General features: G+C 68.1%; 16 protein-coding genes. 10 read left to right on the top strand and 6 right to left on the bottom strand.

Features of this window, described 5'->3' with window-relative positions; translation table 11 throughout:
* The first annotated feature begins 194 nt into the window (after positions 1-194).
* From QP609_RS03680 to QP609_RS03665, 4 genes are read left to right on the top strand one after another with little or no spacing between them, the layout of a single operon-like run.
* Positions 195-776: a nitroreductase gene (locus tag QP609_RS03680; protein WP_014646012.1), complete on the top strand. Its 582-nt coding sequence runs from the start codon at positions 195-197 to the stop codon at positions 774-776.
* On the top strand, positions 773-1,708 hold the full coding sequence (locus QP609_RS03675; protein ID WP_049408486.1) for a 5'-3' exonuclease H3TH domain-containing protein: 936 nt from the start codon (positions 773-775) through the stop codon (positions 1,706-1,708). Before QP609_RS03680 ends, QP609_RS03675 begins: the two co-directional genes overlap by 4 nt.
* Entirely contained in the window at positions 1,705-2,259 is a 555-nt protein-coding gene (locus QP609_RS03670; RefSeq protein WP_197621244.1) for an NUDIX hydrolase, read from the top strand. The genes QP609_RS03675 and QP609_RS03670 overlap by 4 nt, the downstream gene beginning before the upstream one ends.
* Positions 2,252-3,049, top strand: coding sequence for an N-formylglutamate amidohydrolase (locus QP609_RS03665; RefSeq protein WP_014646009.1), 798 nt, complete (start codon positions 2,252-2,254; stop codon positions 3,047-3,049). Before QP609_RS03670 ends, QP609_RS03665 begins: the two co-directional genes overlap by 8 nt.
* Positions 3,050-3,185: 136 nt before the next feature.
* On the opposite strand, the gene QP609_RS03660 is transcribed toward QP609_RS03665, so the two are convergent.
* Positions 3,186-4,604: an MFS transporter gene (locus QP609_RS03660; RefSeq protein ID WP_197621866.1), complete on the bottom strand. Its 1,419-nt coding sequence runs from the start codon at positions 4,602-4,604 to the stop codon at positions 3,186-3,188.
* A gap of 105 nt (positions 4,605-4,709) precedes the next feature.
* Here QP609_RS03660 and QP609_RS03655 point away from each other — a divergent pair, with 105 nt between their 5' ends.
* Entirely contained in the window at positions 4,710-5,594 is an 885-nt protein-coding gene (locus tag QP609_RS03655; RefSeq protein WP_014646007.1) for a LysR family transcriptional regulator, read from the top strand.
* A gap of 483 nt (positions 5,595-6,077) precedes the next feature.
* Here the strand turns inward: QP609_RS03655 and QP609_RS03650 are convergent, their stop codons facing one another.
* From QP609_RS03650 to prmC, 5 genes are read right to left on the bottom strand one after another with little or no spacing between them, the layout of a single operon-like run.
* A complete protein-coding gene (locus QP609_RS03650; protein WP_154583308.1) occupies positions 6,078-6,218 on the bottom strand; it encodes a hypothetical protein in 141 nt (46 codons plus the stop codon).
* Between the two features lie 31 nt (positions 6,219-6,249).
* Positions 6,250-6,390 carry a hypothetical protein gene (locus QP609_RS03645; protein ID WP_164177619.1) on the bottom strand — a complete coding sequence of 47 codons (141 nt, stop codon included), beginning with the start codon at positions 6,388-6,390 and terminating at the stop codon, positions 6,250-6,252.
* Between the two features lie 31 nt (positions 6,391-6,421).
* Positions 6,422-6,562: a hypothetical protein gene (locus QP609_RS03640; protein ID WP_153643694.1), complete on the bottom strand. Its 141-nt coding sequence runs from the start codon at positions 6,560-6,562 to the stop codon at positions 6,422-6,424.
* A 31-nt stretch (positions 6,563-6,593) separates the two neighbouring features.
* Positions 6,594-7,535, bottom strand: coding sequence for a prolyl aminopeptidase (gene pip / locus QP609_RS03635; protein WP_014646006.1), 942 nt, complete (start codon positions 7,533-7,535; stop codon positions 6,594-6,596).
* Between the two features lie 48 nt (positions 7,536-7,583).
* Entirely contained in the window at positions 7,584-8,441 is an 858-nt protein-coding gene (gene prmC, locus QP609_RS03630; protein ID WP_169412571.1) for a peptide chain release factor N(5)-glutamine methyltransferase, read from the bottom strand.
* Between the two features lie 322 nt (positions 8,442-8,763).
* Between prmC and ahpC the strand changes: the two genes are divergently transcribed.
* The 5 genes from ahpC to QP609_RS03605 all read left to right on the top strand — a co-directional run bounded on the left by ahpC (position 8,764) and on the right by QP609_RS03605 (position 13,727).
* Positions 8,764-9,327: an alkyl hydroperoxide reductase subunit C gene (ahpC, locus tag QP609_RS03625; protein ID WP_005408159.1), complete on the top strand. Its 564-nt coding sequence runs from the start codon at positions 8,764-8,766 to the stop codon at positions 9,325-9,327.
* A 224-nt stretch (positions 9,328-9,551) separates the two neighbouring features.
* Positions 9,552-11,144, top strand: a complete 1,593-nt coding sequence (gene ahpF / locus QP609_RS03620) for an alkyl hydroperoxide reductase subunit F (protein ID WP_014646004.1) — start codon at positions 9,552-9,554, stop codon at positions 11,142-11,144.
* A gap of 85 nt (positions 11,145-11,229) precedes the next feature.
* Positions 11,230-12,192, top strand: a complete 963-nt coding sequence (locus QP609_RS03615; RefSeq protein WP_014646003.1) for a LysR substrate-binding domain-containing protein — start codon at positions 11,230-11,232, stop codon at positions 12,190-12,192.
* A gap of 123 nt (positions 12,193-12,315) precedes the next feature.
* The gene (gene rnk / locus QP609_RS03610; protein WP_014036052.1) at positions 12,316-12,720 is read left to right on the top strand and encodes a nucleoside diphosphate kinase regulator; all 405 of its coding nucleotides are present in this window, start codon (positions 12,316-12,318) and stop codon (positions 12,718-12,720) included.
* A gap of 50 nt (positions 12,721-12,770) precedes the next feature.
* Positions 12,771-13,727 carry a transaldolase gene (locus QP609_RS03605; RefSeq protein ID WP_032956985.1) on the top strand — a complete coding sequence of 319 codons (957 nt, stop codon included), beginning with the start codon at positions 12,771-12,773 and terminating at the stop codon, positions 13,725-13,727.
* Positions 13,728-13,914: the final 187 nt, after the last annotated feature.

The raw sequence follows: 13,914 nt of genomic DNA, 5'->3' as shown, positions 1-13,914 counted from the left end.
CATGACCGGCGGCCCGGCAAGAGGGGTATCGTAAGCCGTGCAAGGCCCACGAGGCGAGGGGAAGCGGCTGTCCGTTTCCCGCCAGTGGCATGATGTTCATCACAGTTTGGTATTCAGGGGCCGGACGCGACACAGACGGCGTCATTGACCACCCCGACTATAATCAAACACCCGTGATGACCGGTTCAGACTCCATGCCCGACCCCGCTGCCCTGCTCGCCCTGGATGCCCGCCGCTCAGTGCCTTCGCGGCAACTGGGCGAGCCCGGCCCGGACCCGGCCACCCTGCAGCGGATGCTGGCGTCGGCCGTGCGCGTGCCCGACCACGGCAAGCGCGTGCCGTTCCGCTTCCTGAAGATCGCCGGCGATGCACGTCACACTCTGGGCGACTTCCTGGCCAAGCGCAGCCGCCAGCGCGACCCGCATGCCGGCGAGGCCGTGTTCGAGAAGGACCGCCAGCGTTTCAGCCACGCCCCGCTGGTGATCGTGGTGGTCGCCAGCCCACGCCCGGACCCGAAGGTGCCGGAACAGGAACAGCTGATGACCGCCGGCTGCGTCTGCTTCGCCCTGCTGCAGGCCGCGCAGGCGCTTGGCTTCGGCGCACAGTGGCTGACGGCCTGGATGGCCTTCGATCCTGTCGTGCAGGCCCACCTGGGCCTGGTCGAGGGTGAACGCATCGCCGGCTTCATCCACATCGGCACCGCCAAGGCCGACGTGCCCGAGCGCGAGCGCCCCGACCCAGCGACCCTGCTGCAGGACTGGACGCCGCCGGCATGACCCTGCCGGCACCGCCGCCGTCGCTGTACCTGGTCGATGCCAGCATCTACGTGTTCCGCGCCTGGCACTCGCTGCCGGACCAGTTCCAGGACGCGCAGGGCTGGCCGACCAATGCTGTGCACGGCTTCGCCCGCTTCCTGCTGGACCTGCTGGAGCGCGAGCGCCCGCGGCACATCGCCATTGCCTTCGACGAAGCGCTCGACAGCGGCTTCCGCCACCGCCTGTATCCGGCCTACAAGGCCAACCGTGATCCGGCACCGGAAGCGCTCAAGCGCCAGTTCGTGCACTGCAAGGCGCTGTGCGCGGCGTTGGGCCTTGCCATCCTCGCCCACCACGACTACGAAGCCGACGACCTGATCGGCAGCGCACTGCACGTGCACCGCGGCAGCCATCGCGGGGTGATCATCTCCGCCGACAAGGACCTGTCGCAGCTGCTGCTGGATCACGACGAACAGTGGGACTACGCCCGCAACCAGCGCTGGGACGTGGCCGGCGTGAAGGCACGGCACGGCGTGCACGCGCACCAGATTGCCGATTACCTGGCGCTGTGCGGCGATGCGGTGGACAACATTCCCGGTGTCAGTGGTGTCGGCAGCAAGTCCGCCGCTGTGCTGCTGGCCCATTTCGGCAGCTTGGATGCGCTGTACGAACGCCTGGACGAAGTGCCGTTCCTGCGCCTGCGCGGTGCCGCCCAGATGGCGGTGCGCCTGCGCGAGCAGCGCGAGCACGCCCTGCTCTGGCGCCAGCTGACCACCATCGCGCTGGACGCGCCGCTGGAAGGCAGCCAACCCGGCCTGCTGCGCCAGACCGCCGACCCCGAGCTGCTCGGCGGCCTGTGCCAGACCCTGCGCTTCGGCCCGATGACCCGCCGCCGGCTGTTCGATGCCGCCGGCGTACCCGATATTCTTCCCACCCACAGCGAGCCCGCATGAGCCAGCGCAACACCGAAGCCCCGCGTGTCGTCTATGAAGGCAAGTACCAGCGCATGCTGGTACGCGGCACCTGGGAATACAGCGAACGTACCCATGCCGGTGGCCTGGCCGCGATCATCATCGCGGTGACCCCGGAGGACAAGGTGCTGTTCGTCGAACAGTTCCGCGTGCCGCTGCAGGCCCCCACCATCGAGATGCCGGCCGGCCTGGTCGGCGACATCCACGCCGGCGAATCGATCGAAGTCTCGGCCGTGCGCGAGCTGGAAGAAGAAACCGGCTGGACCGCCGATCACGCCGAAGTGCTGATGATCGGCCCGACGTCCTCCGGCGCCAGCAGCGAGAAGATCGCCTTCGTACGCGCCACCGGCCTGCGCCGGATCGGCGAAGGTGGCGGCGATGACAGCGAAGACATCACCGTGCACGAGATTCCGCGCTCGCAGGCGGCGGCCTGGCTGGTGCAGAAGATGGGCGAAGGCTATGAGCTGGATGCCAAGCTGTGGGCGGGCCTGTGGATGATCGAGCACCACCTGGACGGGCGCCCGCGTGGCTGACGCCGACCTGCACGTGCTGCCGGCGCTGCTGGGCGCCGACGACCCGGCGATCTATACCCTCCACCGGCCGCAGGGCGCCTCGCCGTACCTGCTGCTGGCCGATCACGCCGGCCAGCAGGTGCCACGCGCGCTGACCGGGCTCGGCCTGGCCCAGGCCGAGCTGGACCGCCATATCGGCTGGGACATCGGCATCGCCGGCACCACCCGCGCACTGGCCGAACGGCTGGATGCATGGGCGATCGAACAGACCTATTCGCGGCTGCTGATCGACTGCAACCGCCCACTGGCCTCGCCGACGCTGATTCCGGAGGTGAGCGACCACACCGTGGTCCCGGGCAATGCCAGGCTGTCGGCTGCACAGCGGCAGCAGCGCATCGATGCGATCCACGCGCCCTACCATGCGCGCATCGACGCGGAACTGGATGCACGCCGCGATGCCGGCCGCCCCACCCTGCTGGTGATGATGCACAGCTTCACGCCAGTGATGAACGGCACGCAGCGGCCGTGGCACGCCGGCGTGCTGTACCACCAGGACACGCGCTTTGCGCATGCACTGCTGCAGGCACTGCGCGATGAAGGCGACCTGGTGGTGGGTGACAACGAACCGTATTCGGTCAGCAGCACCAGCGACTACGCGGTACCGGTGCACGGCGAAGGGCGCGGCCTGGTGCACGTGGAACTGGAGATCCGCCAGGACCTGATCGCCGATGCCGCCGGGCAGCAGGCGTGGGCGGAGCGGCTGGCGCGGATCTTCAGCGCCTTGCAGCCACAGTTGCTGGCGTTCGGTTGAACGCGCGTGGTCCCATCCCGTATCGGTAGTGCCGGCCGCTGGCCGGCAACCTCAATGATCCAACCACCCCGGGGTTGCCGGCCAGCGGCCGGCACCACCGCAGGCGTGGCACATCCACCCACGGCAGCGCCTTCAATCATGCCTCGTTGACCGGGCGGACGGCAGCAGCCGATTCGACCGGCGCCGGGCGCAGGCCCAGCGCGATGGCCACGCCGAACGCGGCGAACAGCGCGGCGCCGTACTGCGCATTGACCATGCCCTGCAGCGCATCAGGGCTGGTTGCCTCCTGCGTGCCACGCGCGGCGTTGGCCACCATCACCAGTACCGCCAGTCCCAACGCACCGCCGATCTGCTGTGCGGTGGCGGCCATGCCGGACGCCACACCCTGCTGCGGCCCCGGCACGCCCTGCCCGGCCACGATCCACATCGCCGTCCAGCTCATGCCCTGGCCCACGCTGAGCACCACGATGCCCGGCAGCAGCGGCCAGTAGCTGGCGCCATGCGGCATCGCCAGCGCCACCGCAGTGATGCCGATGGCACCGGCCGCGAAGCCCCAGGCCAGCACCTGCCGTGGCGAACGGTGCCGCAGCATGCGTTCGGCAATGCGGATGCCGAACGTGCACACCACGGTCGGCAGCAGGAAGGCCATGCCGGCCTGCAGCGGGCTCCAGCCGTAACCATCCTGGAAGTAGAGCGCCAGGAAGTAGTACTGCACGCCATAGCTGCTCATGAAGGCGAAGGTCAGGCCGAGTGCCGCGCGCAGGCCCGACAGGCGCAACAGCGAAAACTGCATCAGCGGGTCACGGCTGCGTTTTTCGATCTGTACGAACACCGTCAACAGCACGGCTGAAAGCAGCAGGCAGATCAGCGTGGCCGGTGCCGTCCAGCCCCACTCCGGCCCTTGCACCAGGGTGGTGACCAGCAGGCTGCCGCCGGCGGTGACGGTGAGGCAACCGGCCAGATCGAAGGAACGGCCCTGCACACGCGGGCCATCGGCCGGCAACCACGCGCCGGCCGCGACTGCACAGGCGGTGGCCAGCGGAACGATCACCGCCAGCACCGCCGGCCAGCCGAACGCCTGGGTCAGCACGCCACCGAGCAGCGTGCCCAGCGCCAGGCCGGCCGCACTGGCCATGCTCCAGATCGCCAGTGCGCGGTTGCGCACCGGGCCTTCCGCATACAACGTGTTGATCAGCGCCAGCGTGGCCGGGAACAGCAACGCGGCACCGATGCCCTGCGCCGCGCGCGCGATGATCAACAGGGTGGCATTCGGCGCCAGCGCGCCGAACAGCGACGCCAGCGCGAACAGCAGCATGCCCAGCCGGTAGAAGCGGCGGCGGCCGATCAGGTCGGCGGCGCGCCCGCCCAGCAGCAGGCTGCCGCCGAACGCCACGGTGTAGGCACTGACTACCCATTGCAGCTGCTGCGCGTTGATCTGCAGCGCGCGGCCCATGTCGTGCAGGGCGACGAAGATGATGGTGGCATCCAGGGCGATGATCAGCTGGGCAGTGGCCAGCAGGGTCAGCGCCCAGCGCGGGTACTTGAGGGGAGGCATCGGCGGTCTGGTGCGGTGGGGGAGCGCAGTCTCATTGATGCGACCGAATCAATAAACCCCCTGCCAGCCATATCTGTCATGATTTTCATCATGAATGGAACCTCGATGGACCTCAATGCAGTGCGCATGCTGGTGCAGGTGGCCGAAGCCCGCAGTTTCACCGTCGCCGCCGGGCAGCTGGGCCTGAGCCAGTCCGGCCTGTCGCGCGCGATCGGCCGGCTGGAGGCCACGCTGGGGGTGAAGCTGCTGCAGCGGAACACCCGCAACGTGGCGCTGACCCCGGATGGCCGCCAGTTCGTCGATCAGGTGGCACCGCTGCTGTGTGGCCTGGAGGATGCCGAACGCCAGTTGGCCGACCGTCCCTGCACGCCCGCGGGCACCCTGAAGATCAGCGCGCCCTCGATGTTCGGGCGCAAGGTGCTGGTACCGCTGCTGGCGCCGTTGCTGCAACAGCACCCGCAACTGCAGGTGGAGGCCGTGCTCAGTGACCGTCTGGTCGATCTGGTCGAGGAAGGTTTCGATGCCGCTTTGCGCACCGGCGTCATCGCCGACCAGCGCATCGTCGCGCGCCCGCTGCGTCCGCTGCGCTGGGTGACGGTGGCCAGCCCCGCGTATCTGGCCCGCTGTGGCGCACCGGACGATGTGGCCGCGCTGCGGGATCACGCGTGCCTGGCGGTGCGCAACCTGCGCAGTGGCCGGCTGGTGGACTGGCAGTTCCTGCAGGAGGGCCAACTGCGCGACTTCACCCCACCGACGCGGATGGTGTTCGACAGTGGCGATCCGCTGGTGGAAGCGGCCATCGCCGGCATCGGCATCGTGCAGGTGATGGATTTCGCGGTGGCCGACGCGCTGGCTGACGGCCGCCTGCAACGCGTGCTGCAGCCGCTTGAAGGCCGCAGCCGCGCGCTGTCGCTGATCTACCCACCGTCGCGCCAGCACTCGCCGAAGCTGCAGGTGCTGGCCGACGCGTTGCTGGCCGGGGATTGGTAAATCCACGCCATGCGTGGATGAAGGTTTCGGCGCGTCAGAACCCTTGGGTACCGGTAGCGCCGGCCGCTGGCCGGCGAGCCACTTCGGGCGGTGGCGAAACGGACCGGCAAGGCATTGCCGGCCAGCGGCCGGCACTACCGATCAGGCGAAGCCATCGGTGGCGCGCACCAGCGCGTCCACGTTCTCGGCTTCGAACGCCGAATGGCCCGAGGCCTTGGGTACCGGTAGCGCCGGCCGCTGGCCGGCGAGCCACATCGGGCGGCGGCGAAACGGACCGGCAAGGCATTGCCGGCCAGCGGCCGGCACTACCGATCAGGCGAAGCCATCGGTGGCGCGCACCAGCGCGTCCACGTTCTCGGCTTCGAACGCCGAATGGCCCGAGGCCTTGGGTACCGGTAGCGCCGGCCGCTGGCCGGCGAGCCACATCGGGCGGTGGCGAAACGGACCGGCAAGGCATTGCCGGCCAGCGGCCGGCACTACCGATCAGTCGAAGCCATCGGTGGCGCGCACCAGCGCGTCCACGTTGTCGGCCTCGAACGCCGAATGGCCCGAGGCCTTGGCTATCCGGTAGCGCCGGCCGCTGGCCGGCGAGCCACATCGGGCGGCGGCGAAACGACCCGGCAAGGCGTTGCCGGCCAGCGGCCGGCACTACCGATCAGGCGAAGCCATCGGTGGCGCGCACCAGCGCGTCCACGTTCTCGGCTTCGAACGCCGAATGGCCCGAGGCCTTGGCTATCCGGTAGCGCCGGCCGCTGGCCGGCGAGCCACATCGGGCGGCGGCGAAACGACCCGGCAAGGCGTTGCCGGCCAGCGGCCGGCACTACCGATCAGGCGAAGCTATCGGTGGCGCGCACCAGCGCGTCCACGTTCTCGGCTTCGAACGCCGAATGTCCCGAGGCCTTGGCTATCCGGTAGCGCCGGCCGCTGGCCGGCGAGCCACATCGGGCGGCGGCGAAACGGACCGGCAAGGCATTGCCGGCCAGCGGCCGGCACTACCGATCAGGCGAAGCTATCGGTGGCGCGCACCAGCGCGTCCACGTTCTCGGCTTCGAACGCCGAATGGCCCGAGGCCGGGGTGATTTCCAGCTTCGCCTTCGGCCACACCTTGGTCAGGTCCCAGGCGTTGGCCAGCGGGCAGACCACGTCGTAGCGGCCATGCACGATCACGCCCGGGATGTCGGCGATGCGGTGCGCGTCGCGCAGCAGCTGGTCTTCCACCTCGAAGAAGCCACCGTTGACGAAGTAGTGGTTCTCGATGCGGGCGAAGGCCAGGGCGAAGTGCGGGTCTTCGTGGCTGTTGATGAAGTCGTCATCGACGTGCAGGAAACTGGTCGCGCCTTCCCACACCGCCCACGCCTTGGCGGCTTCCAGGCGGGTGGTTTCGTCGTCGCTGGTCAGGCGGCGGTGGAAGGCCGAGATCAGGTCATGCCGCTCCACCGACGGGATCGGCTTCAGGTAATGCTCCCACGCATCCGGGAACAGGCGGTTGGCGCCTTCCTGGTAGAACCATTCCAGCTCCCAGCGGCGCAGCATGAAGATGCCGCGCAGGACCAGTTCGGTCACGCGCTGCGGATGGGTCTCGGCATAGGCCAGGGCCAAGGTCGAGCCCCAGCTGCCACCGAACACCTGCCAGCGATCGACCTTCAGGTGCTCGCGCAGCTTCTCGATATCGGCGACCAGGTCCCAGGTGGTGTTGTCCACCAGGTCCGCGTGCGGGGTGGATCGACCCGCACCACGCTGGTCGAACAGGATGATGCGGTACTTGGACGGGTCATGGAACTGGCGCATCTTGTCGCTGCAACCACCGCCCGGGCCACCGTGCAGCATCACCACCGGCTTGCCGTCCGGGTTGCCGCACTGTTCGAAATACAGCGTGTGGCGGTCGTCGACCTTCAGGGTGCCGACGTCGTAGGGGGTGATGGCGGGGTACAGCGTACGCATGCTTGCAGCTCCAGGGTGATGCCCTGCCGGGGCAGGAGAACCCCCATTCTAGGCCGGTCGCCGGCCCAGGGTGATCCGGTCGCGCTGCTCCAGGTCCTGCACGGTCTGCACCTCGGCAAAACCGGCGGCGTCGAACAGCGCGCGGATCGCCGCGCCCTGGTCCCATCCGTGCTCGATCAGCAACCAGCCACCGGGCAGCAGATGCGCCTGGCTGCCGTCGATGATGCGGCGGATGTCATCCAGGCCGTCCACACCGGACGCCAGCGCGGAGGCCGGTTCGAAGCGCAGGTCGCCCTGTCGCAGGTGCGGGTCGTCGCTGGCGATGTACGGCGGATTGCTCGCAATCAGGTCGAAGCGCATGCCCTGCAACGGCGCGTACCAATCGTGCCCGCCCTCGGCGAAGCGGACGTTGCGCAGTTCATGGCGCGCAGCATTGCGCGCGGCCACGGCCAGCGCACCCGGGCTGGCATCGGTGGCCAGCACCTGTGCCTGTGGCCGCTCGCTGGCCAGCGCCAAGGCAATCGCGCCGCTGCCGGTGCCCAGGTCAGCCAGCCGCAGCGCACGGTCCTGCGGCAGGCGTTCCAGCGCCAGCTCGACCAGCAGTTCGGTCTCCGGGCGCGGGATCAGCGTGGCCGGATCGACCTCCAGATCCAGCGTCCAGAATCCGCGGCGGCCGGTCAGGTAGGCGACCGGCTCGCCGGCCACGCGGCGGGCCAACAGCGTCTCGAAGGCGGCCTGGTCGGCGGCGGCCAGCGGATCGGTGGCATGCGCGAACAGCCAACTGCGTGGGCGTTCCAGCACATGCAGCAGCAGCAGCTCCGCCTCATGGCGGGCTTCGACGCTGCCGAGGCGGACACTGGCCTCGGCCACGATCTGGCGCAGGGTGGGTTCGGTTTGGAAAGACATTCCGCAATTGTAGAGCCGAGCCCGCGCTCGGCTGCTTCTGGAGCAGCCGAGCGCGGGCTCGGCTCTACAAAATCGGAATCCGTTCAGGTTCCGCCGGACGGGATAAGGAGGGGCTATTGGCCCCAGGCAGCGGTCCGGCGAGATTTTCCTTGTCACACAGTCAGTTGCAGGATGAAAGCGGCCGGGTTCAGTGCCTGCTCAGTGCATTTTGATAGACTCCATCTATCAAATAGATGCAATCAATGCATTGTTCTTATCGCCAGCGAATGGGTAACCTAGCTCCTGTCGATTCACCCACTCCCCTTCACCAAGAGGAAAAATGATGTCCCTCATCAACACCCAGATCCAGCCGTTCGAAGCCAACGCTTACCACAACGGCGAGTTCATCAAGGTTTCCGACGCCAGCCTGAAGGGCCAGTGGTCCGTCCTGATCTTCATGCCGGCCGCCTTCACCTTCAACTGCCCGACCGAGATCGAGGACGCAGCTGACCACTACGCCGAGTTCAAGAAGGCCGGCGCCGAGGTCTACATCGTCACCACCGATACCCACTTCTCGCACAAGGTGTGGCACGAGACCTCGCCGGCCGTCGGCAAGGCCCAGTTCCCGCTGGTCGGCGACCCGACCCACCAGCTGACCAACGCTTTCGGCGTGCACATTCCGGAAGAAGGCCTGGCCCTGCGCGGCACCTTCATCATCAACCCGGAAGGCGTGATCAAGACCCTGGAGATCCACTCCAACGAGATCGCCCGTGACGTGTCCGAGACCCTGCGCAAGCTGAAGGCTGCCCAGTTCACCGCCGCCAACCCGAACCAGGTCTGCCCGGCCAAGTGGAAGGAAGGCGAGAAGACCCTGACCCCGTCGCTGGACCTGGTCGGCAAGATCTAAGGCAGTACCGGCCTGCCGTGGCCCCACGCCGCGGCGCGCCCTTCATCCCCGTGCCGGTCCCCCCGCCGGCGTGGGGGTGAACCCAAGACAGCCAACGCTCGCCCGCCTTGGCCAGCCAGCCCCTTCCACGGTCGCTGTCTTGGGTTCACCCCTACCCCCAGCTGGTCCGCTACCTTGTACAGCGGTGCCACGCCCTCTGTTTGCCTGAAGCCAGGAGAAGACCGATGTTGGACGCCAACCTGCAGTCGCAGCTGAAGACCTATCTGGAGCGCGTGACCCGCCCGATCCAGATCACCGCGCACGCCGACGACGGCGCCAAGTCGCAGGAAATGCTGGAACTGCTGCAGACCCTGGACAGCCTGTCGGACAAGATCTCGCTGCAGGTGCTGCGCGATGGCCAGGGCCGCGTGCCGTCCTTCGACCTGGGCACCCCGGGCCAGGACATCCACCTGACCTTCGCCGGCCTGCCGATGGGCCACGAGTTCACCTCGCTGGTGCTGGCGCTGCTGCAGGTCGGCGGGCACCCGTCCAAGGCCACTGCCGAGCTGATCGAGCAGGTGCAGAACCTGGAAGGCGACTACCGGTTCGAGACCTACTTCTCGCTGTCCTGCCAGAACTGCCCGGACGTGGTGCAGGCGCTGAACCTGGCCGCGGTGCTCAACCCGCGCATCCAGCACGTGGCCATCGATGGCGCCCTGTTCCAGGACGAAGTCGAGAAGCGCGAGATCATGTCGGTGCCGACCGTGTACCTCAACGGTGAAATCTTCGACCAGGGCCGCATGACCCTCGAGCAGATCGTGGCCAAGCTGGACACCAACGCCGGCAAGCGCGATGCCGAGAAGATCGCCGCCAAGGACGCCTTCGACGTGCTGGTGGTGGGCGGTGGCCCGGCCGGCGCTGCAGCGGCGATCTACGCCGCACGCAAGGGCATCCGTACCGGTATCGCCGCCGAGCGTTTCGGTGGCCAGGTGCTGGACACCATGGCGATCGAGAACTTCATTTCGGTGAAGGAGACCGAGGGCCCCAAGCTGGCCACGGCGCTGGAGCAGCACGTGCGCGAGTACGAGGTGGACATCATGAACCTGCAGCGCGCCAGTGCGCTGGTGCCGGCCGGCGAAGACGGCCTGGTGCAGGTGCAGCTGGAAAACGGCGCGGTATTGAAGTCGCGTTCGGTGATCCTGTCCACCGGCGCGCGCTGGCGGCAGATGAACGTGCCGGGCGAAGACCAGTACCGCAACAAGGGCGTGGCGTACTGCCCGCACTGCGATGGCCCGCTGTTCAAGGGCAAGCGCGTGGCGGTGATCGGCGGCGGCAACTCCGGCGTGGAAGCAGCCATCGACCTGGCCGGCATCGTGTCGCATGTAACCCTGCTGGAGTTCGATTCCAGCCTGCGCGCCGATGAAGTGCTGCAGAAGAAGCTGCGCAGCCTGGGCAACGTGACCGTGCTGACCAGCGCGCAGACCACTGAAGTGCTGGGCGACGGCAGCCGCGTCACCGGCCTGGTCTACAAGGACCGCGTCGGCGGCGATGCCCACCGCGTCGAGCTGGAAGGCATCTTCGTGCAGATCGGCCTGCTGCCCAACACCGAGTGGCTGAAGGATGTGGTGGCGCTGTCGCCGCGCGGCGAGATCGTCATCGACGACCGCGGCCAGACCAACCTGCCGGGCGTGTTCGCCGCTGGCGATTGCACGACGGTGCCCTACAAGCAGATCATCATTGCCATGGGCGCCGGCTCGACCGCCGCACTGAGTGCGTTCGACCACCTGATCCGCTCGTCGGTGAGCAACAGCAGCGGTGCCGTTGCTGAAGCAGCCTGATCCACCGTTCCCAGATCACCGGGAACATTGTCTGCCTGTCGGGTAACCACGCCGTCAGCCGGTCCGTTACCCCTGGGGTGTAAGGATGAACCTACGTGATCTGAAGTACCTGGTAGCCCTGGCCGACCACAAGCATTTCGGCCGGGCTGCCGCCTCCTGCTTCGTCAGCCAGCCCACGCTGTCGACGCAGATCCGCAAGCTGGAAGAAGAGCTGGGCCTGCCGCTGGTGGAACGCGCACCGCGCAAGGTGATGCTGACCCCGGCCGGCCAGGAAGCGGCGGCACGGGCGCGGGTGATCGTGTCCGAAGTGGAACAGCTGAAGGAAGCGGCGCGACGCAGCCGCGATCCGGAAGCCGGCACGGTGCGCCTGGGCATCTTCCCGACCCTCGGCCCGTACCTGCTGCCGCATGTGATCCCGCGCATCCGCGAGCGCTTCCCGGAGCTGGAACTGCTGCTGGTCGAGGAAAAGAGCGACGTGCTGCTGGACCGCCTGCGCGAAGGCAAGCTCGACGCCGCACTGCTGGCCCTGCCGGTGATCGACGACCAGCTGCATGCCGAATTCCTGTTCGAGGAACCGTTCCTGCTGGCCGTGTCCGGGCGCCACCCGCTGGCCCGCCGCGAACACCTGGACGTGCAGGAACTGGCCACGCAGAAGCTGCTGCTGCTGGAAGACGGGCATTGCCTGCGCGACCAGGCGCTGGAAGTCTGCCGCCTGTTCGGCGCCAACGAGAAGTCCGAATTCCGCGCCACCAGCCTGGAAACGCTGCGGCAGATGGTCGCCGCCGACGTCGGCATCACCCTGCTGCCGAGCCTGTCGGTGCAGCCGCCGGTGCCGCGCTCGAACAACATCCGGCTGCTCGATTTCACCGGCGAAGGCCGTCCCAGCCGCCGCATCGCCATGATCTGGCGCCGCAGCTCGGCCATGAACGACTTCCTGATGGAGCTGGCCGACCAGTTCAAGCGCCTGCCGCAGGCACTGTTCACGCTGGAGGCGCTCGATGCCGGCAGCGATGCACCGGCCCTGCCCGGCCCCGCGCTGAACGGCTGAGCCCCCGCAGCACCGGCCCGGAATCGGCAGGAGTCGATTCCGGCCGCATTTGTCCCCACAATACAGACAGGCGGCGCCAGCAGGTGCCGCCTTTTGCATGGCTTTCAACCAAGGAGCTTCACCATGAACACCGCCAGCGGCCTGCCGCCGTCGATCACCGTTTCTACCTTCGACATGGACCGCCTGGACGCCATGCTCGAATCCCCTGCGCTGAGCCAGACGCCTGCCGCGCTCGCGCTTGCTGAAGAACTCAACCGGGCCACCGTGCTGGCACCGGACCAGATTCCCGAAGGCATCGTCATGATGCATTCGCGCGTGGAGTGCGAAGATGAAGTGTCGGGCGAAAAGCACGTCCTGACCCTGGTCTTCCCCCGCGAAGCCAATGTCGATGAAGGCAAGGTCTCCGTGCTGGCCCCGGTCGGCAGTGCCCTGCTCGGCCTGGCCATCGGCCAGAGCATCGACTGGAACGCGCCCGGCGGCCGCAAGCTGCGCCTGCGCGTGACCGCGGTCCACAACGACCGCCCCTGATTACCGCTGCGCACCGCGCGCGATTCGATCCCCTTGCACCAGGAGCCGTAATGAGTACCCCGTCCAAACTGTCCCAGCTGCGCGAACTGTCCGTGGTCGTTGCCGATACCGGTGACTACGAGGCGATCAAGCGCCTGCAGCCGGTGGACTGCACCACCAACCCGACCCTGGTGAAGAAGGCGCTGGACCTGCCGGTCTACGCCGAACTGATCGAACGCGAACTGGCCTGGGGCCGCCAGCAGGCCGGCGACCGCGAAGCCGTGGTGCACGCCGTGGCCGACCGCCTGACCATCGGCGTCGGCGCGCTGCTGAGCACGCTGGTGCCGGGCCGCGTGTCCACCGAAGTGGACGCCGACCAGGCCCACGACACCGCCGCCACCGTGGCCAAGGCCCGCCAGTTCATCCAGATGTACGCCGATGCCGGCGTGCCGCGCGAGAAGATCCTGATCAAGATCGCCGCGACCTGGGAAGGCGTGGAAGCCGCGCGCATCCTGCAGGCCGAAGGCATCGACTGCAACCTGACCCTGATCTTCAACCCGACCCAGGCGCTGGCCTGCAGCGAGGCCGGCGCGTTCCTGATCTCCCCGTTCGTCGGCCGCATCCTGGACTGGTACGTGGCCAACGGCCAGACCCCGGCCAGCATCGACGAAGACCCGGGCGTGAAGTTCGTGCGCGGCGTCTATGCCGAATTCAAGCGCCGCGGTTCGAAGACGGTGGTGATGGGCGCCTCGTTCCGTTCGACCGCACAGATCGAAGCGCTGGCCGGCTGCGACCGCCTGACCATTTCGCCGGACCTGCTGGAGAAGCTGGACGCCGACCACGGCGCGCTGCCGCGCAAGCTGGTGGCCGGTGCCGCTGATGGCGCGGCGGTGCCCCCGATCGATGCGGCGAAGTTCGCGGCGGATTTGGCGGCCGATCCGATGGCGACCGAGAAGCTGGCGACCGGTATCGATGCGTTTGCCAAGGATCTGGAAGCGCTGCGCGAGCGGATCCGCGCGGCACTGTGAGGATTCCGGCCAACGGCTGAGCCCCTCGTGGCAGGTCGGTTGGTCGCAAAGAGCAAAAAGCCGCGCTGGGTCGGGCGGGTTGGGTTCGCGGGAGACGCCGTGAATCCATCCCTGGAGGCTTGGCCGCCGCATCCATGCGGCGGACACTCCCGCGAACCCAACCCGCCCGCCCTCTGACAGTTTCCGG

The sequence above is a fragment of the Stenotrophomonas sp. 8(2023) genome (assembly GCF_030345295.1).
GTDB lineage: Bacteria > Pseudomonadota > Gammaproteobacteria > Xanthomonadales > Xanthomonadaceae > Stenotrophomonas > Stenotrophomonas muris.
Note: the sequence above shows the minus strand (reverse complement) of the source record. Positions and strands in the feature narration are given on the sequence as shown.